The organism is Saccharomonospora amisosensis (assembly GCF_011761185.1).
GTDB lineage: Bacteria > Actinomycetota > Actinomycetes > Mycobacteriales > Pseudonocardiaceae > Saccharomonospora_A > Saccharomonospora_A amisosensis.
The window spans coordinates 3,155,477-3,174,479 of record NZ_JAAOYM010000001.1 but is presented as its reverse complement, the minus strand read 5'-3'; the positions used below and the strand labels follow the sequence as shown (position 1 = coordinate 3,174,479).

Genomic DNA, 19,003 nt, shown 5'->3' with positions numbered 1-19,003 from the left:
GGGCCGACCACCGCCTGTGTTCGGTGGTTCGGTCCGTTCGTCGTGCGGACGGCGGCCGATCGTCGGCCACGGCCTGCCGTCGACCGGGTGCGACGGCGTGGTGTCGGTGAGTGACCCGCTGTGGGCCTTGCCACGCTGTCGTTCTACGCTGAGTAACACCTGGCCGGGGGTGTGACCTACCGCCGCCGGGCTTGCCCCTCCCTCACCCGGACGCGACGTCCTTGTGAAGACCCCCTGCTCAAGGCGGAGATCTGGTGAGGAAGCACCTGGGTTGATCGAGGTTGTGGTGCCACATGATCGTGCGCATTTTGCAGTTCGCACTCCACCCTGACGTCACCTGCCATGCCGCTGGTGGGTGACAGTGCCGCGGAGGCTTGCGCTTTGTGGGTGATGCTTGATGGGTGTTGCCGGATGAATGCGGTAACCGAATTGCGGCCCGGCGTCGTGGCCGCGGCTAATCGAGGTGCTCGCGGCCCTGTTGAAGTGCCATTTTGGCTGGTCAGCGGCGGCGTCTCGAGAAGATTTGGCAAGTACCCGATTGGTGTACGCTTTCTTCACCCCGACCGACGTCAGAGACGTCAATTGGGTGCGGCAACGCCGTGGTCGTGGAGCCATCGCCGACCGGTGAGCTCCGACGGTCGGCTGCCGTGCGGCGACCGTCCACCAGCGTTGACGATCGCCGCGCGCCTACCGCAGGGGCGGGCGGTGACAGCGCCGACAGCTCCGACAACGGTGACAACGCCGACAACGGTGACAAACGGTGAAAGGCCGAGAGATTCGGCGAAGGCGACAAGGGTGGGTGTGCGCGCGGTGCGTGACTGGTCGCGAAGCAGAGCGCGGCCCGGGCCGTCCGGGTGGGGCGTCTCGGGGCTGCGCCGTGGAACAGCGAGCGATCCGGAAGAGGAGTCACCTTCGTGACCGTTGCAGGAGAAGGCCAGGTGCCTGTCGGACAGCTCCTCGGCGAGGAGCGGCCCAAGCGGTCCAGGCTGCGGGCCTTGCTCCGCTGGCGTGACTGGGGCCTTCCGGCCAAGCTGGGCGCCGTCACCCTGATCCCCATCATGATCGCGCTGGTTCTGGGTGGCATCACCGTCGCGAGCCAGTTCGAGCGCTCCGACCGCTACGAGCGAATCGACGGTATGGCACGGCTCGCAGCCGCCACCAGAACGCTACTGGACGGGCTGCAGCGGGAACGCACGCTCACCGCGGAACTGCTCACCGAAGGGCGTGGCTCCGGCTCACCGCAACTGCAGGGCATTCGGGCCGAGGTCGACATGGCCGTCTCCCCGGTCACCACCGCCGCGGCCGAGATCGAACAGGCAGGCGGAGCGGTCGCTGGCCCGCGCAAGGCCGTTGACGAACAGTTGGGGCGGCTCGCGAACCTGCGCGAGCGTGTCGGTGCCGGTCAGGTGGGGCCGATCGAGGCGGTGACCGAGTACTCCGGCATCACCACCGCGCTGCTCGGACTCGATTCGGCGCTCGTGGCTGGAATCGGTGACGACGGCACCGGCGCGACCAGCAACGCGCTGCACGACCTGCTGGTGGCACGCGAGGAGGTGTCGGTCCAGCAGGCGCTGGTCAGCTACGGCATCGGCCGCAGCGGCCTGGCGCCCAGCGAGGTCAACCAGCTTCGCACCTCTGACGTGCGCCTCGGTGACCGCATCGATGACTTCCGCGTCGCCGCCACGGACGCCCACCGGCAGGACTTCGACAACACCGTGCGTGGCGAGGCCTTCGACCAGTTCGGCCGGGTGGTGGCCGGTGTGCTCGCCCAGCAGGACGCGGGCGGCGACCCCTTCGAATCCGTCTCGCCACAGCAGTGGTCCGCCGACGCCTCCGCGGTGTTCGCCGCCATGGGACGGGTCGCGGACCGGATGGGTACGGAGGTCACCGGCGCGACGGGTGAGCTGGCAGACGACGCGGCGACCGGCGTCACGGTCCTGCTCGTCCTGCTGATCCTTGCCCTCGTGCTGGCGGCGTTCGTGGTATTCGTGATCACTCGACAGTTGCTGCGTTCACTGAAGGTGTTGCGCAACAGCGCTCTCGCGGTCGCCGAGCACGAGCTTCCCGAGGCGGTGCGCTCCATCCAGGAGGGTGGCTCCCGCGAGACCGAGATCAGGCCGGTACCCGTCACCACCCAGGACGAGATCGGCGAGGTCGCCAGGGCCTTCGACGCGGTTCACAGCGAGGCGTTGCATCTGGCCGCGGAGCAGGCCGGTATGCGTGCCGGTTACGCGAGCGTGTTCGTCAACCTTTCCCGGCGTAGCCAGAGCCTGGTGCAGCGCCAGTTGGCGCTCATCGAGCGGCTGGAGAGCGACGAGGAGGACCCCGACCAACTCGCAACGCTGTTCCAGCTCGACCATCTCGCCACGCGGATGCGGCGCAACAACGAGAACCTCATGGTGCTGTCCGGGGCGGAACCGGGCCGTCGTTCCGGCCAACCGGTCAGTGGCACGGACGTGCTGCGGGCCGCGGTGTCGGAGATCGAGCAGTACAAGCGTGTCGTCGTGGGAACCCCACCGCCGGTGCTCGTTGTCGGCCACGCGGCGGGCGACCTCATCCGGCTCGTCGCCGAGTTGCTGGACAACGCCACGGCGTTCTCCGCGCCGGAGACCCAGGTGACAGTAGCTACCAGGGCCATGGACGACGGCACCCTGTCGATCGACATCATGGACCGCGGTATCGGCATGAACGAGGCCGAGGTCGCCGAGGCGAACGCCCGCCTTTCGGAGTCGGGTTCGCTGGACCTGACCACCTCGCGCAGGATGGGCCTGTTCGTCGTGGGCAGGCTCGCCGGGAGGCACGGCTTCGACGTCATGCTGCACGGCGGCAAGGACATCGTCGGCGTCCGGGCCACGGTAACCGTGCCCGCAGACCTCGTGCTGGACGGTGAGGGCCACACTCAGGAGCCGCAGCCGGCCGAGTCGCAGTACGCCGAGCCACAGTACGCCGAGCCGGAGCACGTGCCGCAGCAGGCGCAGGTCGACGGAGGGCCGTTGCCACGCAGAACCCGCAACGGCGTCGCCCAGCCGGGCATGGCGCAGGAAGCGGCGGGTGTGGGCGGATCGCGGCGGTCGCCGGGTGAGCCAGGGCACGTGCCCGCACCCACCGACAACGAGGTTTCCGGCACCGCGTTGTTCACACCGGTCGAACGTGACGACTCCGGGCACGGACATCAGGCACCGTCGCCCGCAGCGGCGCGGGCATCCCAACAGGCACAACAAGCACAACAGGCACAGCCGGAGTGGCCGGTCGCCGCTGACACCGACCCGCACGAACTCGACGACGGCGCACCGCGGATCAACGGCACACGGCCAGGTCGACGCAGGGCCGTGCCCGCTTCCGGCGAGCGGGAACTCAGCGGCAGGCGGCTGTTCGAGTCCCACAGCCGGGCGGTGAGCGAGTGGTGGAACGCCGCCGCCACGGCGAGTGCGGAGAGCCCGGCCGAGCCCGAGGGCGCCAAGCACGCGGGGTCGGCACCGGGTGCGCAGGGTTCGCTGAGCGAGGCTCAGCGACGGGCACGCAAGGCCGCGGTCGACAACGCGGAGACCACACCGATCTTCGACGAGATGCTTTCGGCGTGGTTTCGCAAGGTCACAGATGCCGACGCCGAGGCGGAGGCGGAGCGGCCGGCGCGCAAGAGCTGGGAGTTCGCCGCCGACGAGAGCTGGCGGGCTGTGCAGGAGGTCTCACAGCGTTCCTCGGCCGCAGATTACACGCAGGCGGGTCTGCCGCGAAGGCGGCGAGGTGAGCACTTGCTGCCCGGCAGTGCGGCACCTCGACCGGCTGCCGCACCTCCTGCCGCGGCGGCTCCCGCACCGCAGGCGCCCGTGCGCGACCCGCAGGACGTGCGGGGCAGGCTGAGCAGTTTCCAGCAGGGCGTCAGCAGAGGGCGAAGGCACAGGGCGGAGCCGGACGCCGCTGCCGAGCCCGAGGACGCCTCGGCGCAGCAGCGGCCATCGTGGTCCGCGCAGGGTATCGGACAAACCGCTTCCGGGCTGCCACAACGGCGGCCGAAGCGGTCCGCGCGGCCCAGCGAGGCAGCGGAGGTGGGCGAGTCCCCCGCGGAGCTGGAATCCGGCAGCGTGACGACCTCGGCGTCCCCTGCGTGGGCGTCGTCGGGAGGTTGGGGTCCGGCCGCCGATGAACGGTGGCAGACCGTGCGCGCGGTGGCGGAGTCGACACCGTCGAGCTACACGGCCGCGGGGCTGCCGAGGCGGCGCCGCGGCGAGCAATTGCTTCCGGGGAGCGTGGCCCCGGAGGGCGAGCCCGTCGACCGGCCGCGTGTGGAGCGTGATCCCGCCGACGTGCGGGGCAGGCTCAGCAGTTTCCAGCAGGGCGTTCGCCGAGGCAGGCACCGGACGGCCCAGGTGAGCGAAAGCGATCACGAAACAGTGGAGGGTGAATGACCGCGCCGGATGGAACCCAGCCGCAGCAGAAGTTCGGATGGCTGGTCAACGACTTCGCCGAGCGGGTACCGGGTGTCGCGCATGCGGTCGTCGTATCGGCGGACGGCTTGTTGCTCACCGCGTCGAAACGGTTGCCGCTGGACCGGGCCGACCAGCTCGCGGCGGTGGCGTCAGGTCTGGTCAGCCTGACCCAGGGTGCCGCGCGCTGCTTCGAGGCAGGCGCGGTCAACGAGACCGTCGTGGAGATGGAACTCGGCGTCATGGTGCTGATGTCGATCAGCGACGGTTCGTGCCTCGCGGTGCTCGCCGCACCCAACTGCGATATCGGCCAGGTGGCCTACGAGATGACTTTGCTCGTCGACCGCGTGGGACAGCTCCTCACGCCGGAGTTGCGCGCGCAGTTGCAGGGTGAGGACGGCTCGAAGGTCGGCGCACCGGTTGGATGATCGGCGCGATGGGCGAGGGTTCGCGGCTTCCCGGCGAGGAGCACCTGAGCGAGCTCGGCGAGCTGCTCGGTGGCTTCGGGCCGGGCGCGGGCCGCGACGTTAGTGGACGAGCAGGTGGCAGGCAACACCCTGGCGCGCGCCGCGCCGCGGCATCCCGTGACCCCCGCCATGGGGTCGAAACCAAGGTAGAGGAGCAGCTTGTGTCGGCCGAAGCCATTCCGTTGCACGCAGCCGAACAGACCGGGTTCGTCCGCCCGTATGCCATCACCGGTGGTAGGACAAAGTCGAATCACGATCTCGAACTCGAGACACTCGTTTCCACCCGGCAGGCGGCGCTGCTGGCGGTGCCCGACCAGATCGAGCATCAGCTGATCATGGAAGAATGTCGCACCCCACATTCGGTCGCCGAGATCGCCGCTATGCTCCGGGTTCCCTTCGGGGTGGCCAGGGTGCTCGTCAGCGACGCGGCGGACGCGGGGTTGGTCAACGTGCACAGGACCATCTCCGGGGACGAAGGCGCCGAGGCGCATTTGCTGTTGATGGAAAGGGTGTTGAGTGGACTCCGTCGGCTATAAAGCACCGCGCGAGACCGCATCGAAAACGATGACGTCGGCCAAGATCGTCGTGGCCGGTGGCTTCGGCGCGGGCAAGACGACGTTCGTCGGCTCGGTGTCGGAGATCGTGCCGTTGAGAACCGAGGCGATGATGACGGACGCGAGTGCCGGCATCGACGACCTCGAAGCGACACCGAACAAGGTCTCCACGACCGTGGCAATGGACTTCGGCAGGGTGTCGCTGGACGAGGACCTGATCCTGTACCTGTTCGGCACACCGGGCCAGCAGCGGTTCTGGTTCATGTGGGACGACCTGGTCCGCGGCGCCATCGGTGCGGTGGTACTCGCCGACACCAGGCGGCTCGCCGACTCCTTCGCGCCGGTCGACTTCTTCGAGGACAGGGGGTTGCCCTACATCGTGGGTGTGAACACCTTCGACGGCATGCTCCACCACGACCTCGCCGACGTCCGCGAGGCGTTGTCGATCGACCAGAGCATCCCGATCGTCCGGTGCGACGCACGAGACCGCGAATCCACCAAGCAGACGCTCATCACGTTGGTGGAGTACGCGATGCGGCAGTGGATCGCGCAGCGTTCGGCGACCACATCCTCCTGAGCGGCCGCGATCACCAACCGGTTCTGTCGGACCCTGCGGCTAGCTTTTCCGGCATCAGATGCATCCCGTGCCGTCGGTGTCGGTCAGGGGTGCGAGGCGAAGCTGGAGGATCGCAGTGACCGTTGCGTCGAACATGGTGACCTGGTTTCAACTGCCCGCGGACGACACACGCCGCGCTTGGGGGTTCTATGAGGAGGTCTTCGGCTGGAGCCCGGAGAGTTCGAACACGGCAGAACCGCGGTTGGGCGCCATCCATGGCGAGATCGCGGAACGCAGCGACGAGTTGCGACAGCCTCGACCTGTGATTCGGGTCGACGACCTCGAGTCGAGTCTGCGAAGGGTTACCGAAGCCGGCGGGAAGTTGCTGGTCGACCGCACCGAGATCCCCTCCATCGGGATGGTCTACGCGACGTTCGTCGACACCGAAGGCAACCGGGTGAACATCGTCTCCGATCTATGAGTCGACACCGCCAACTCGGCACGACTGAATCGATACGGTTGATGAGAGGCCCATCACGGGTGAGCTTGGTTTTAAAACAGTAGGAAGTCAAAGTATTTTGGGGGTATGACCTCCGATCTGTACCGGCCCGCGCATCCAGTCCGGTTCGTGACCGCCGCGAGTCTTTTCGACGGTCACGACGCCTCGATCAACATCATGCGCCGCATCCTGCAGTCGCAGGGTGCCGAGGTGATTCACCTCGGGCACAACCGCTCGGTCGACGAAGTGGTCACGGCGGCGGTGTCGGAGGACGTGCAGGGTGTGGCGATCAGCGCCTACCAGGGCGGGCACGTCGAGTACTTCAGCTATCTCGTGGAGTCACTGCGGGAGCGCGGCGCCGGACACGTGCGGGTCTTCGGCGGTGGTGGCGGCGTCATCGTGCGCGAGGAGATCGAACTGCTGCACTCGCGCGGTGTCGCGCGGATCTTCTCTCCCGACGACGGTCTGGAGATGGGCCTGCCCGGAATGATCAACTCGATGATCCGGGCCTGCGACATCGACCTCACCACCACGGAGACCGGCTCCATCGACACGCTGTTGTCCGGTGAGGTGCCGACGCTCGCGCGGGTGATCACTCGGCTGCAGCAGGGGGCACTGCCCGCCGAGTGGCAGCGGGCCATCGCCGACGCCGCGGCGAGGCGGACCGCTCCCGTGCTCGGCATCACCGGCACCGGTGGTTCCGGCAAGTCCTCGCTCTCCGATGAGTTGATCCGCCGGTTCCGCCTCGACCAGGACGACAAGCTCCGCATAGCCGTGCTGGCCATCGACCCGACCCGGCGCAAGGGCGGCGGCGCGCTGCTGGGCGACCGGATCCGGATGAACAGCCTCGCCGGGCTGGGCGGACTCGACGCCGGACACGTGTTCTTCCGCTCGCTGGCCACTCGCAAGGCGGGGGCGGAGATCCCGGAGGGGCTGGACGATGCCATCCTGGCGTGCAAGGCGGCGGGCTATGACCTGGTGATCGTCGAGACCCCCGGCATCGGGCAGGGCGACGCGGGGATCGTCGACCACGTCGATCACTCGCTGTATGTGATGACGCCGGAATTCGGTGCGGCCTCGCAGCTTGAGAAGATCGACATGCTCGACTTCGCCGATGCTGTGGCGATCAACAAGTTCGAGCGCAGGGGCGCGGAGGACGCGCGAAGGGACGTGGCACGCCAGCTGGTGCGAAACCGCGAGGCGTTCAACAGTTCACCGGATGACATGCCCGTCTTCGGCACGTGCGCGGCCAAGTTCAACGACGACGGCGTGACCGCGCTCTACCAGCACCTGCGTGACCTGCTTGCCGGTGAGGGGCTGTCGGTGTCGGCCGGGGTGCTGGCGACGGTGGAGGGCAAGGTGTCCAGCGACACCAGCATGGTGATTCCCGCACACCGCACCCGCTATCTCGCCGACATCGCCGACACGGTGCGTCGCTACCACGAACGCACCCGCGCGCAGGTCGCCGCCGTCCGCAGGCGCGAGCACCTCGCAGCGGCACGGGACGAACTCGCGGCCGAGGGTGCCGACACCGCCGCTGTGGAGCGACTGCTCGCCCGCGCGGAGTCCGAGGTGGACGAGGACACGGCGGCGCTGCTGCGGCACTGGGCCGAGCTGGCGAAGTCCTATCTGGGCGAGGAGCTGAGCTTCACCGTGCGCGATCGCGAGGTCCGCACCTCCCTGTGGCGCGAGACGCTTTCGGGTAATCGGGTGCCGAGGGTCGCGCTGCCGCGTTACGGCGACCCCGCTGAGTTGGTTTCGTTCCTGCGCCGCGAGCACCTGCCAGGCTACTTCCCCTACACGGCGGGGGTGTTCCCCTTCAAGCGGGACGGCGAGGACCCGGCGCGGATGTTCGCGGGCGAGGGCGATGCCTTCCGCACCAACCGGCGGTTCAAGTACCTTTCCGCCGAGTCAGAGGCCAAGCGGTTGTCCACCGCGTTCGACTCGGTGACGCTTTACGGCTTCGATCCCGACACCCGCCCGGACATCTACGGCAAGGTCGGCACCTCCGGCGTGTCCATCGCCACGCTGGACGACATGAAGGCGCTCTACGACGGCTTCGACCTCACAGCGCCCACCACGTCGGTGTCGATGACGATCAACGGGCCCGCGCCCGCGATACTGGCCTTCTTCCTCAACACCGCCATCGACCAACGGCTCGATGCCTTCCGGGCCGAACAGGGTCGCGAACCGACGCCGCAGGAACAGGCCGAGATCCGGGCATGGACGTTGCGCCAGGTGCGGGGCACGGTGCAGGCCGACATCCTCAAGGAGGACCAGGGGCAGAACACCTGCATCTTCTCCACCGAGTTCTCGCTGCGGATGATGTCCGACATCCAGGAGTGGTTCATCGCCAACGGCGTGCGCAACTTCTACTCGGTGTCGATCTCCGGCTACCACATCGCCGAGGCGGGAGCCAACCCGATCTCGCAGTTGGCGTTCACGCTGGCCAACGGGTTCACCTACGTCGAGTCGTACCTGGCGCGGGGGATGGACGTGGACGACTTCGCGCCCAACCTTTCGTTCTTCTTCTCCAACGGTATGGACGCCGAGTACTCGGTGCTGGGCAGGGTCGCTCGTCGCATCTGGGCCATCGCGATGCGCGAGCGCTACGGTGCGGGGGAGCGCTCGCAGAAGCTCAAATACCACATCCAGACCTCGGGTCGTTCGCTGCACGCGCAGGAGATGAGCTTCAACGACATCCGCACCACGCTGCAGGCGCTGTGCGCGTTGTACGACAACGCCAACTCGCTGCACACCAACGCATACGACGAGGCCATCACCACGCCGAGCGAGGCTTCGGTGCGAAGGGCACTGGCCATCCAGATGATCATTAACCAGGAGTGGGGGCTTTCGAAGAACGAGAACCCGCTGCAGGGGTCGTTCATCATCGACGAGCTCACCGATCTGGTGGAGGAGGCGGTGCTGGCCGAGTTCGACCGGATCTCCGAGCGGGGCGGGGTGCTCGGTGCGATGGAGACCGGCTATCAGCGTGGCAAGATCCAGGACGAGTCGATGCGGTACGAGCGGCTCAAGCACGACGGCTCGCTTCCGATCGTCGGGGTGAACACCTTCCGCAACCCGCACCCGGAGGAGGACGAGGTGCGGGTGGAGTTGGCCAGGGCGACCGAGGAGCAGAAGCGCTCGCAACTGGACCGGCTGGCCGACTTCCAACGCGGGCACGCTGCCGAGGCGCAGCAGGCGCTGAAGCGGTTGCGGGAGGCCGCCACGCGGGGCGAGAACGTGTTCGAGGTGCTGATGGACGCGGCGCGGGTGTGCTCGCTCGGCCAGATCACCGAGGCGTTCTTCGAGGTAGGCGGCCAGTACCGGCGTAACGTGTAGCGAAGTCGCCACCGGATGCCGCCCGCCGGGAACAGACCGGCGGGCACCGGTGGTTGATCAGCACATGAAGTTCGGTATCGCCACGTTCGTGACCGACGAGGGAATCCGTCCGGATGCCCTTGGGGAGGCCGTCGAGGAACGCGGCTTCGACTCGCTTTTCCTCGCCGAGCACTCCCACATTCCGACCAGCAGGCAGACTCCCTACCCGGGTGGCGGTGAGCTGCCCAGAAGCTACTACCGCACCTTCGACCCGTTCGTGGCGCTGACCGCGGCGGCCGTCGCGACCAGCAGGCTGCTGCTGGCCACGGGGGTGGCGCTGCTGCCGCAGCGGGATCTCTTCCACACCGCCAAGGAAGTGGCCAGCCTGGACCTGCTGTCCGGCGGTCGCTTCCTGTTCGGCGTCGGTGTCGGCTGGAACCGCGAGGAGATGCGCAACCACGGTACCGACCCAGCCTCGCGCGGTGCCCTGCTGAACGAACAACTGTCGGCGCTGAAGGAGATCTGGACACGCGAGGAGGCGCGGTTCCACGGCCAGCACATCGACTTCGACCCCATCTACCAGTGGCCCAAACCGGCCCGCAAGCCTCACCCACCGATCTACGTCGGGGGCGAAAGCCCCGCGGCCCTCGCCAGGCTCGCCCGCCACGGGGACGGCTGGCTGCCGCGGGCGCAGACCGCGCCGGAAGAGATCCGTTCGGCGTTGCGCCTGCTCGCAGAACAGGGCAGGCCGGACATCTCCGTGACGATCTTCGCGGCGGGTGGCGGCAGCGGTCTCATCGAGGGTTGGGCCGAGGCCGGAGTGGAGCGGGTGACGTTCTTCCTGCCGACCAGGCCGAGGGAGGAGACCCTGCGCCTGCTCGACGAACGCGCCGTGCTGGCGCAGCGGTACCAAGGGTAGGTTTGGCCGGTGGTCCGTACGGCACCACTCGCGTCGACATGGGTTGGAGTTGTCTGTGAGTGAGGTTCAGATCGGCATCGCGGCGGCGTTGGAGCAGTTCTCGCCTAGAGAGTCCATCGAGTTGGCGGCCCTGGCCGAGCAGCACGGGTTCTCCGGGCAGATGGCGGCCGATCATTTCCAGCCGTGGGTGCCCGCGCAGGGCCAGGCGTCGTTCGTCTGGAGCGTGCTGGCCTCACTCGCCGAGAACACCACAGGGGACCTCGGCCCTGGTGTGACGTGCCCGTCGTTTCGCCAGCATCCGGCCATGGTGGCGCAGGCCGCGGCGACGCTGGAGGCCACCTATCCTGGCAGGACGTGGCTGGGAATCGGTTCCGGCGAGGCGCTGAACGAGCACGTCATCGGTGGTTACTGGCCGGAGGCCCCGGAGCGGGTGCGGCGGATGTTCGAGGCGCTCGAAATCATCAACAAGTTGTTCACCGGTAAGGACGTCAAGCACAGCGGTGAGTTCTTCAAGCTGCACACCACCCGGCTGTGGACGATGCCGGAGGCGCCGCCGCCGATCTACATCGCCTCGGCGGGTCCATACACCTCGCGCAAGACCGGCGAACTCGCAGACGGCCTGATCACCCCAGGTGCCTCGGTGGAGAAGCTGGCCGGCATCCTCGATAACTTCGGCAAGGGCGCACGCAAGGCAGGCAAGGACCCCGACAGCATGCCGAAGCTGTTGCAGGTGCACCTTTCCTGGGCCGACACCGACGAGGAGGCCTGGGACAACGCGATGCGGCAGTGGCCCAACGGTGGCATGAAGTTCCCCAAGGCCGACGTGCGTTCACCCTTCGACTTCGAGCAGATGGCCAAGCTGGTGCGCAGGGAGGACTTCGAGGGCCGCATGGTGATCTCGGCCGACCCGGACGTGCACCGAGCCGCGCTCCAGCGCTTCGTCGATGCCGGGTTCAACCGGATCTACCTGCACAACGTGGGACGCAACCAACAGCGGTGGTTGGAGGTGTTCGGCAAGGAGGTGCTGCCGAAGCTCACCGCCTGACACCGCGGGCGTTGGCCGTGAGTCTCGCGGCCTGCGCCCAGTGGCTCGAGAAGATGACCGGTTACGGACCGCTGTGAGGGGCGATGGCTGTCACCTACCTGCTGCTCGCGCGGCTGCCGGAAGGGGGCTTGGCTGCCTTCGACGCATATGAACGTGCCGTCCTGCCGCTGCTCGCCGAGTACGGAGGGCGCCTTGAGCGCAGGCTGCGCACTCTGGACGATCGGGTGGAGGCCCACCTCATAACCTTCCCCGACAGCGAGGACCTTGCTGCCTACCGAGCTGATCCCCGTCGGCTCGAAGCCGCGCCGTTGCTGGAATCGTCCGGGGCTGCGGTCGAACTGCTGGCGGTACGCGAGGTATAGCGATCGTGCGGGCGTTGACGGGTGTCGCCGCTCGCGGGGCGAGCCCTCGCAAACGAGGGCCGGCCTCCACGAGCGTCGGCTCAACAGCCACAGCGTGGGTTCAGCGCCGCGGCGCGATCTCCTTGTCCAGCAACAGATGCACCGACAGTTCCAAGCGGTTGGCAACGTCGGCGGCCGAGGCACGCCTGGTCACCCATGCGACCAGATTGGCCATCCATACGTCGGCGATCACGTGGAAGACGTCGCGGTCGTGCTCGGTCGGCGACTCGATACCCATCGCCTTGGCGAACATGTTCTCCAGCCGCCTGCCGACCAGTTCGACCTCGGCCGCGGCGGTGGTGTCGGCGAACATGAAGGCCCGCACCATCGCCTCGGTGAGGTGCGGGTCGCGCTGCATCAGGCGGGTGTTCCTGCCGAGCACGTAGAGCACCCGTTCGGTCGGTGTGTCGCCGGGAATGGTGCCCCGGTCCAGCTTCTCCTGTGCCCGTTCGAACTCGCGGGCGAGGCCGGAAACCAGCAGGTGGATCTTGGAGGGGAAGTACCGGTACAGGGTGCCGAGGGCGACGTCAGCACGCTCGGCGACCGCGCGCATCTGCACGGCGTCGTAGCCGCCCTTGGATGCGAGGGCCAGCGTCGCGTCGAGGATGCGTTTGCGCCGGTCGCGCTGCGCGGCCGAGCCCAGTTCCTCACCGCCGAGCGGGCTCAGGGCGCCGCGGCCCTTGGGTTGGGTCGGCGCCTTGGGCTTGCTTGCCATCGGCATTCTCCTGATCGAAGCTTGATCGAAGCCTGTCGCAGAACCTGTTTCACTTTCCGTGTTCAGCCTACCTAACGATAGGTCACCCCCGGCTCTCGGGCGAGCCAGCCAAATATTGAAACATGTTCTATAATTGCGTCGTGTCGATCGCGCTTACCGAGGAGCAACGGGCACTGGCCGACTCCATAACGGACCTGTCAGCCCGCGGCGGGGCGAGCACCGAACTCGCCTCGATCGGATTGTTCGCCATCGCGGTGCGGGAGGAGCTCGGCGGCGCGGGCGCCGAGGTGGCCGATCTCGCCGTCGGGCTGGAGCATGCCGCTGCCGCGCTGCTGCCTGGACCGGTGTTCGGCAGCGCACTGGCAGGCCTCGTGCTGGCAAGGCACGCCTGCGCGGAGCTGGCCAAAGAGGTGGTGCCCGCGCTGGCCGACGGCAGCGCCCGTGCCGCCGTCGCACTGCGTAGCGGTGGCTTGGCCGCACGGCGCACACCCGACGGTGGGCTCGTGGTGCGTGGCACGACCGGACCGGTGCTGGACGCCGACGAGCACGCCCACCTGCTGCTGGCCGCGAGCGTCGAGGGCGAGCCCGTCTGGTTCCTGCTCGCCCCGGGGCAGGGCAAGGTCAACCGCGTCGAGCAATTCGACGCCACCCGTCCGCTCGCCTCGGTGGAGCTGCCCGAGACCGAGGTCGCACCCTCGGCCGTGCTCGGCAGCGCACCCGTTACCGACCTCGCCGTAACGCTGGCCGCCGCCGAGGCCGCTGGTGTCGCAGGCTGGTGCGTGCGCACCGCGGCCGACTACGCCAAGGTGCGCGAACAGTTCGGTAGGCCCATCGGCTCCTTCCAGGCGGTCAAGCACCTGTGCGCGGGGTTGCTGTGCCGTGCGGAGCTGGCGGTCGCGCTCGCATGGGACGCCGCTCGCGCTGCCGACACCGACCCGGAGCAGCACGCGCTCGCCGCCGCGGTGGCAGGCGCGGGGGCACTCGACGCGGCCGTCGAGAACGCCAAGGACTGCATCCAGGTGCTGGGCGGCATCGGATTCACCTGGGAACACGAAGCGCATCGCTACCTGCGCCGAGCCGTGGCGATGCGGCAACTGCTCGGCGGCACGGCGCGCTGGCGACGCCGGGCAGGGGAACTGGTGCTAGCCGGCGCCCGGCGCAGTCTCGACGTGGACCTGTCGGCCTACGGCGAGGAGGAGTTCGCTCGCCAGGCACGCCGCACCGCCGAGGAGATCGCGCGGCTGGCTCCCGGTGACCAGCGGGCCAGGCTGGTCGAGACCGGCTATCTCGTGCCGCACTGGCCCAAGCCGTACGGCCTTTCGGCCACCCCGGCACAGCAGTTGACTATCGACGCGGAACTGGACCGCGCGGGTGTCGTCAGGCCGGACCTGGTCATCGGGGCATGGGCGGTGCCGACGATCCTGCGCCACGGCAGCGACCAGCAGCGCGAACGGTTCGTCGGACCCACACTTCGCGGTGAGCTGACCTGGTGCCAGCTGTTCAGCGAGCCGGGGGCGGGTTCCGACCTGGCTTCGCTGCGCACCAAGGCGACCCGTGTCGAGGGTGGCTGGCGGCTTTCCGGCCAAAAGGTGTGGACCTCGCTGGCACACGAGGCCGATTGGGGGATCTGCCTCGCACGCACCGACCCGGAGGCACCCAAGCACAAGGGCATCACGTACTTCCTTGTGGACATGCGCTCCACGGGCATCGAAGTGCGGCCGCTGCGGGAGATCACCGGGGAGGCACGGTTCAACGAGGTCTTCCTCGACGAGGTGTTCGTGCCGGACGACCTCGTCGTGGGTGAGGTGAACGGTGGCTGGCGGCTGGCGCGAACCACGCTGGCCAACGAGCGGGTAGCCATCGGTGGCGGCTCGTCGGTGGGGGAAGCCGTCGAACAGTTGCTCGCCCAGCACCCGGCGCTGGACCCGGAGCGTCTCGGCACCCTAGTGGTGGACGGGTCGGCGGTGTCGGTGCTGGACCTGCGCGACACGTTGCGCAGGCTCGACGGCGGCCAGCCGGGGGCGGAGTCCAGCGTGCGCAAGCTCATCGGGGTGCGGCACAGGCAGGAGGCCGCGGAAGCGGCGCTGGATGCCCACGCCGAGGCCGCTGTCGCCGTGGACGAGGGCACCTCGTCGGCGCAGCACGAGTTCCTGCTCACCCGCTGCCTGAGCATCGCGGGCGGTACGACGCAGGTGTTGCTCAACGTGGTGGCCGAGCGGCTGCTCGGCCTGCCGCGTGACCAATGACGACGGATCGGCCCGCGAAGGCCAAGACTCGGCAACGACCTGGGCGTTTGCGCCACTCGCTCAATTCGGCTTCTGCCGCCGTAGCGCCGTCGAGCGCTACCGCAGCCAAGACCGATCGCTGAAGTCCTCGTCGTCATCGTCGTCCGGACGGGGGCGGCGTGAGGCGGACTGTTGCTCATCGTTGCGGCGCAGCTCCTCGAACTGCTCCTCACCCGTCCTGGCAAGTTCCGCGTGCTCTTCCTCGGACAGGTTCCGGTAGCGCTCGGCCGCCTGGGCCACAAGTGGGTCAAGGGCTCGCGAGAACGCCGGGGAGTTGAAGGTGTCCCGCAGACTTCTTCGTCCCGAGGTGATGTCATCGACCAGGCTTCTGAACTCCGTGTCTTCGACCTTGCTTCGCAGTAGGTTCAGTGAGTTCTTGAGGTGTTTCGACAGCGCCACGTCCCCGCGCGCGATGTCGAGTGTCGGTTCTGGTTCGGGCTGGCTCATCTCACACCCCCGGGTGGTCGTAGTTGCCTTCTGGTAGGGCGTGCTTCTGCATGTCACCCAACGTGCTCAGGTAACCGGCCGTCAGCCCGACAAGGCCCTGTGCCACGTTCCAGGCGGCGGTGTGGTACTTCAGGACGTCATCCCAGACTCCCCGCGCCTTGCCGATCGTCGCTGCCGCGGCGGCTGCCAGTTCGAGGCCGATCGCGATCAGTAGGTCCATCAGAGTTTCCAGGGCACCTTTGATGGCGTTGGCCGTCTCGTACATACCGATGGCGGCCGATTTGAACTCGCCACCCATCGAGGTCAGGGTGCTCTGCTGAGCTGCGATCGTGTTCGCGAGGCCACTGAAGTAATTGTTCGCACTGTCGGCGGCATTACCCTGCCAATCGCTCGATACGGTCTTCAGTTCGCCAGTGATGACACCGGAATAGGCCGTGCTGAACTCACCCAGCTTCTCCATGGCGATACCGGCCTGCTGCACCTTTTCCCAATCGCCGGCGAACTGCTGGGCGACCCATTCGAACGGGTTCACGTCGAAAATGAGATCTATGGCCTCGCCGACCCAGTACGAGACGCTGATATATGGCTGATCCCAATGACATTCTCGAGTAGGTTGGGAACCGGGTCGGACGCCTTTGGGTCCGTGAGTTTGGCTGCGGGGGATTCTGTCACGGCTATTTACCCGCCGGGTAGGTGCTGTCCATTTGTTCTGCCTTCGCCTTGTCGGTTTCGCGATACATCGTCGCGGCCGTGTCCAGTTCCACCGCCGCGGTTTGCTGGATTGTGGCGAGGCGCCCTTAGTTCTCGGCCAGCGCCGCCTTTGCATCTCCCGCCGCAGCGGTAATCGTGGCGAAGATTCGTGCGTCACCACCGTCGATACTGAGATGATCCTCGGCGTAGGTCTTTGCCGAGTTCGCGTCGACAACCAGTTCATCCATACGCTCCCCGAACTTCTGGATGCTCTCGGGTTTTGCTTTGAATCCCAAATTTGCCTCCGGATCTTTGTCACCGTGATGATCAACCCCAGTCGTGGGCCGACCATATCAAGTACACTTCCGTCTCGGACGACTTTCACGTAGATCAGCGGAACGGGAGTCCGAGTGGAGGGACAGTCGAAAATCGTCAGGCTGCCTGCTGAACTGGTGGGCCAACCGGACACCCTCCCCTCTCACTGTGCGCGTCACGGCCGCCCTGCGGTACGGCGAGCTGATTTCGCGCTGCAGTCGAAGGTGCGAATCGAAGGAAGCCGGGTGCGTCAGGTGGGTTTGCGCGGCATGCTTGGCATGGCCGAACGCCTCGGAGAGCATGCCGGGAAGGTGCGCGTTACCCGGGTGAGTGGTTGGCCGCTATGTGACGTGTGCGCTCGCACCAGGGCGGCATGGCTCACTGTCTCATGTGCCATGTTTTTGGCAGGACTGCTGGCGTTCGCCGGTTCCCTCGTCGCCGGGATTCTTGCCGAGCGGGGCACCGTCCCCGCCCTCGCTGGGGTGGCGATGGCCGGCTTGGTGGTGCTGATCCTGTCGGCCTTCCCGTTCGCGCGGGGCGGCATGGCCCGGATCATCGGTGCGCGCACTGCGCCGGAGGGCGGGTCGGTCCTGGTCGTGAACCCGAGTGCCGAGTTCCGGGCCGGATTGCCGCGCGAAGCCGGGCAGGGCTGATCGATCCCGTTGGACGGAGGGTCCGACGTGCCGCTACCGGAGCCCGTGGAGCAATTCCCTGGCAAGGGCTTGGCTCCACCAGCGCTTGACCCATCGGGCGACCAGGCACGCTCGGTGGTGAGGGGTGCAGACGTCGATGTTGCACAGAGCGGCGTAGCTGTCGACGGCGGTCGTCACGTCCAAACCTGGGGCGCAGGGTGTCACCGGGCCAGGAGAAGAACACCTGAAGGCGGGTCTGGTCGGCTTGTTGCCGGGTTTGGTGATAGAAGCCGGCGAGTTCGGGTTCGGTGCGGCCCACCTCACGCACCAGTCTGATGAGGTCGCCCGCACGTTCGTACAGCCGCCGGTCGAAGGCGGCCATCGCCGCGAGTTGTCGCTCGGGCTTCGATGACTCGGCTGAATCAGCTGGATCGTGGCCTACAGCATGACCCTGCTGTGGCTGTGAACCACGCCACCGACGCCACCCGACGGCCCGGAGCCGATCACCGTTGCCGGTACAGGTAGGTCCACTCCAGGAACCGCTCGATCCCGCGCACCACGTGCGCGCTGCGGATGGAGGGGAAGATGTCGAACGCGTGTTGGGCGCCGGGGATCTCGGCGAAGCCGACAGGGTTGTGCGACACCTGCCGCAGCCGCCGCACGAACTCACGCGCTTCGGCCACGGGGATCAGCGTGTCGTGCTCTCCGTGGATGACGAAGAACGGTGGTGCCTTGTCGGTGATGCGGTCCAGCGGTGAGGCCGCGACGTAGTCGTCGTGGTGCTCGCGGGGGTCCTTGCCCACCACGTAGCGCGCGAGGATCGAGTGCATCCTCGCCGTCGCGGTCGGGGCACCGCTTGTGGCGGCGAAGTCGTAGACGCCGTAGGCGGGCACGCACGCCTGCACGCTGGTGTCGGCATCCTCGAACCCCGGCTGCAACGCGGCGTCCCCCGGGGTCAGCGCCAACAGCGCGGCGAGATGCCCACCCGCCGAGCCGCCGGTGGCCACCACATACGACGGGTCGCCACCGTAGTCGGCGATGTGTCGGCGTATCCACACCAGCGCCCGCTTTGCCGCGACGATGTGTTCGGGCCAACGCGCCGATGGTGACAGCGGGTAGTTGATCGCCACACAGACCCATCCACGCTGCGCCATGTGCAGCATCAGCGGTACACCCTGCTGCTCCTTGTTACCGACCATCCAGGCTCCACCATGAACCTGAAGCAGCACCGGCCGCCCGGACACCGGTTTCAGAGGCCGGTACACGTCGAGCAGGAACCGCCTGCCACCCGGCGCGTAGGCGATGTCACGGTCGCAGTGCACCTCGGGGTTGCGCATCCGAAACGGCAGCACGAGCTGCCCCCACGGCGTCGCGAGATCCCTTGGGCTCGGCGGTCGTGGCAGTTCCTGCTGGTAGCCAGGTCCCAGCGCCTGGACGAGCGCCTGCTCCACCGCGCCGCGGGCTCGCTGCGCCGAGACTATCAGCCCCGCCAGCCCCGCGGCCGACAGCCCACCGAGCACAAGGCCCACCCGGTCGGCTCCGCGAAGTCCCCGCCTCGCCACATGTGCGGCCGTGTCGGTTGCCGTCAGCGCGAGCAGGTGCGGCGCGAGTTCCGAGGTCAGCCAGCCCGCGAAGAACGAAGGGATGCCCGCGCGCATGCCGCGCAGGGGCCGGACAGCGTTCGCGGTGAGCGCCAACCCGAGTGCTCTGCGGGTCCTGAACGAGGGATGCAT

At 67.8% G+C, this 19,003-nt stretch carries 16 protein-coding genes; 11 read left to right on the top strand and 5 right to left on the bottom strand.

Annotated features, from left to right (window positions below):
• Positions 1-914 precede the first annotated feature (914 nt).
• The 9 genes from FHU38_RS15360 (at position 915) to FHU38_RS15320 (ending at position 12,147) form a co-directional block, all read left to right on the top strand.
• Positions 915-4,406 (top strand): sensor histidine kinase, encoded by a 3,492-nt coding sequence (locus FHU38_RS15360; protein WP_167171950.1) that lies wholly within the window; start codon positions 915-917, stop codon positions 4,404-4,406.
• Positions 4,403-4,852, top strand: a complete 450-nt coding sequence (locus FHU38_RS15355; RefSeq protein ID WP_167171947.1) for a roadblock/LC7 domain-containing protein — start codon at positions 4,403-4,405, stop codon at positions 4,850-4,852. Before FHU38_RS15360 ends, FHU38_RS15355 begins: the two co-directional genes overlap by 4 nt.
• 8 nt (positions 4,853-4,860) lie before the next feature.
• Complete coding sequence (locus FHU38_RS27420; protein ID WP_243852265.1) at positions 4,861-5,427, top strand: DUF742 domain-containing protein; 567 nt, start codon at positions 4,861-4,863, stop codon at positions 5,425-5,427.
• Positions 5,408-6,022 carry a GTP-binding protein gene (locus FHU38_RS15345; RefSeq protein WP_167171944.1) on the top strand — a complete coding sequence of 205 codons (615 nt, stop codon included), beginning with the start codon at positions 5,408-5,410 and terminating at the stop codon, positions 6,020-6,022. Before FHU38_RS27420 ends, FHU38_RS15345 begins: the two co-directional genes overlap by 20 nt.
• Before the next feature lie 115 nt (positions 6,023-6,137).
• Positions 6,138-6,482 carry a VOC family protein gene (locus tag FHU38_RS15340; protein ID WP_167171942.1) on the top strand — a complete coding sequence of 115 codons (345 nt, stop codon included), beginning with the start codon at positions 6,138-6,140 and terminating at the stop codon, positions 6,480-6,482.
• Between the two features lie 105 nt (positions 6,483-6,587).
• Positions 6,588-9,842 (top strand): fused isobutyryl-CoA mutase/GTPase IcmF, encoded by a 3,255-nt coding sequence (gene icmF / locus FHU38_RS15335; protein WP_167171939.1) that lies wholly within the window; start codon positions 6,588-6,590, stop codon positions 9,840-9,842.
• Between the two features lie 64 nt (positions 9,843-9,906).
• Positions 9,907-10,740 carry an LLM class F420-dependent oxidoreductase gene (locus tag FHU38_RS15330; protein WP_167171936.1) on the top strand — a complete coding sequence of 278 codons (834 nt, stop codon included), beginning with the start codon at positions 9,907-9,909 and terminating at the stop codon, positions 10,738-10,740.
• A 55-nt stretch (positions 10,741-10,795) separates the two neighbouring features.
• Positions 10,796-11,785 (top strand): TIGR03557 family F420-dependent LLM class oxidoreductase, encoded by a 990-nt coding sequence (locus tag FHU38_RS15325; RefSeq protein ID WP_167171933.1) that lies wholly within the window; start codon positions 10,796-10,798, stop codon positions 11,783-11,785.
• An 83-nt stretch (positions 11,786-11,868) separates the two neighbouring features.
• Complete coding sequence (locus tag FHU38_RS15320) at positions 11,869-12,147, top strand: hypothetical protein (RefSeq protein ID WP_167171931.1); 279 nt, start codon at positions 11,869-11,871, stop codon at positions 12,145-12,147.
• 100 nt (positions 12,148-12,247) lie between these two features.
• On the opposite strand, the gene kstR is transcribed toward FHU38_RS15320, so the two are convergent.
• Positions 12,248-12,907: a cholesterol catabolism transcriptional regulator KstR gene (kstR, locus tag FHU38_RS15315; protein ID WP_167171928.1), complete on the bottom strand. Its 660-nt coding sequence runs from the start codon at positions 12,905-12,907 to the stop codon at positions 12,248-12,250.
• 134 nt (positions 12,908-13,041) lie between these two features.
• On the opposite strand from kstR, the gene FHU38_RS15310 reads away from it, so the two are divergent.
• Positions 13,042-15,147: an acyl-CoA dehydrogenase gene (locus tag FHU38_RS15310; RefSeq protein ID WP_313886789.1), complete on the top strand. Its 2,106-nt coding sequence runs from the start codon at positions 13,042-13,044 to the stop codon at positions 15,145-15,147.
• Positions 15,148-15,243: 96 nt separating this feature from the next.
• Here the strand turns inward: FHU38_RS15310 and FHU38_RS15305 are convergent, their stop codons facing one another.
• The 3 genes from FHU38_RS15305 to FHU38_RS15295 form a co-directional block, all read right to left on the bottom strand.
• Entirely contained in the window at positions 15,244-15,633 is a 390-nt protein-coding gene (locus tag FHU38_RS15305; RefSeq protein WP_167171922.1) for a hypothetical protein, read from the bottom strand.
• A 1-nt stretch (position 15,634) separates the two neighbouring features.
• Positions 15,635-16,165, bottom strand: coding sequence for a hypothetical protein (locus FHU38_RS15300; protein WP_243852264.1), 531 nt, complete (start codon positions 16,163-16,165; stop codon positions 15,635-15,637).
• A 265-nt stretch (positions 16,166-16,430) separates the two neighbouring features.
• The gene (locus FHU38_RS15295; protein WP_167171920.1) at positions 16,431-16,571 is read right to left on the bottom strand and encodes a hypothetical protein; all 141 of its coding nucleotides are present in this window, start codon (positions 16,569-16,571) and stop codon (positions 16,431-16,433) included.
• Between the two features lie 312 nt (positions 16,572-16,883).
• Between FHU38_RS15295 and FHU38_RS15290 the strand changes: the two genes are divergently transcribed.
• Positions 16,884-17,291 (top strand): hypothetical protein, encoded by a 408-nt coding sequence (locus FHU38_RS15290; protein ID WP_243852263.1) that lies wholly within the window; start codon positions 16,884-16,886, stop codon positions 17,289-17,291.
• Positions 17,292-17,773: 482 nt separating this feature from the next.
• Here the strand turns inward: FHU38_RS15290 and FHU38_RS15285 are convergent, their stop codons facing one another.
• Positions 17,774-19,003 (bottom strand): alpha/beta hydrolase, encoded by a 1,230-nt coding sequence (locus tag FHU38_RS15285; RefSeq protein ID WP_167171914.1) that lies wholly within the window; start codon positions 19,001-19,003, stop codon positions 17,774-17,776.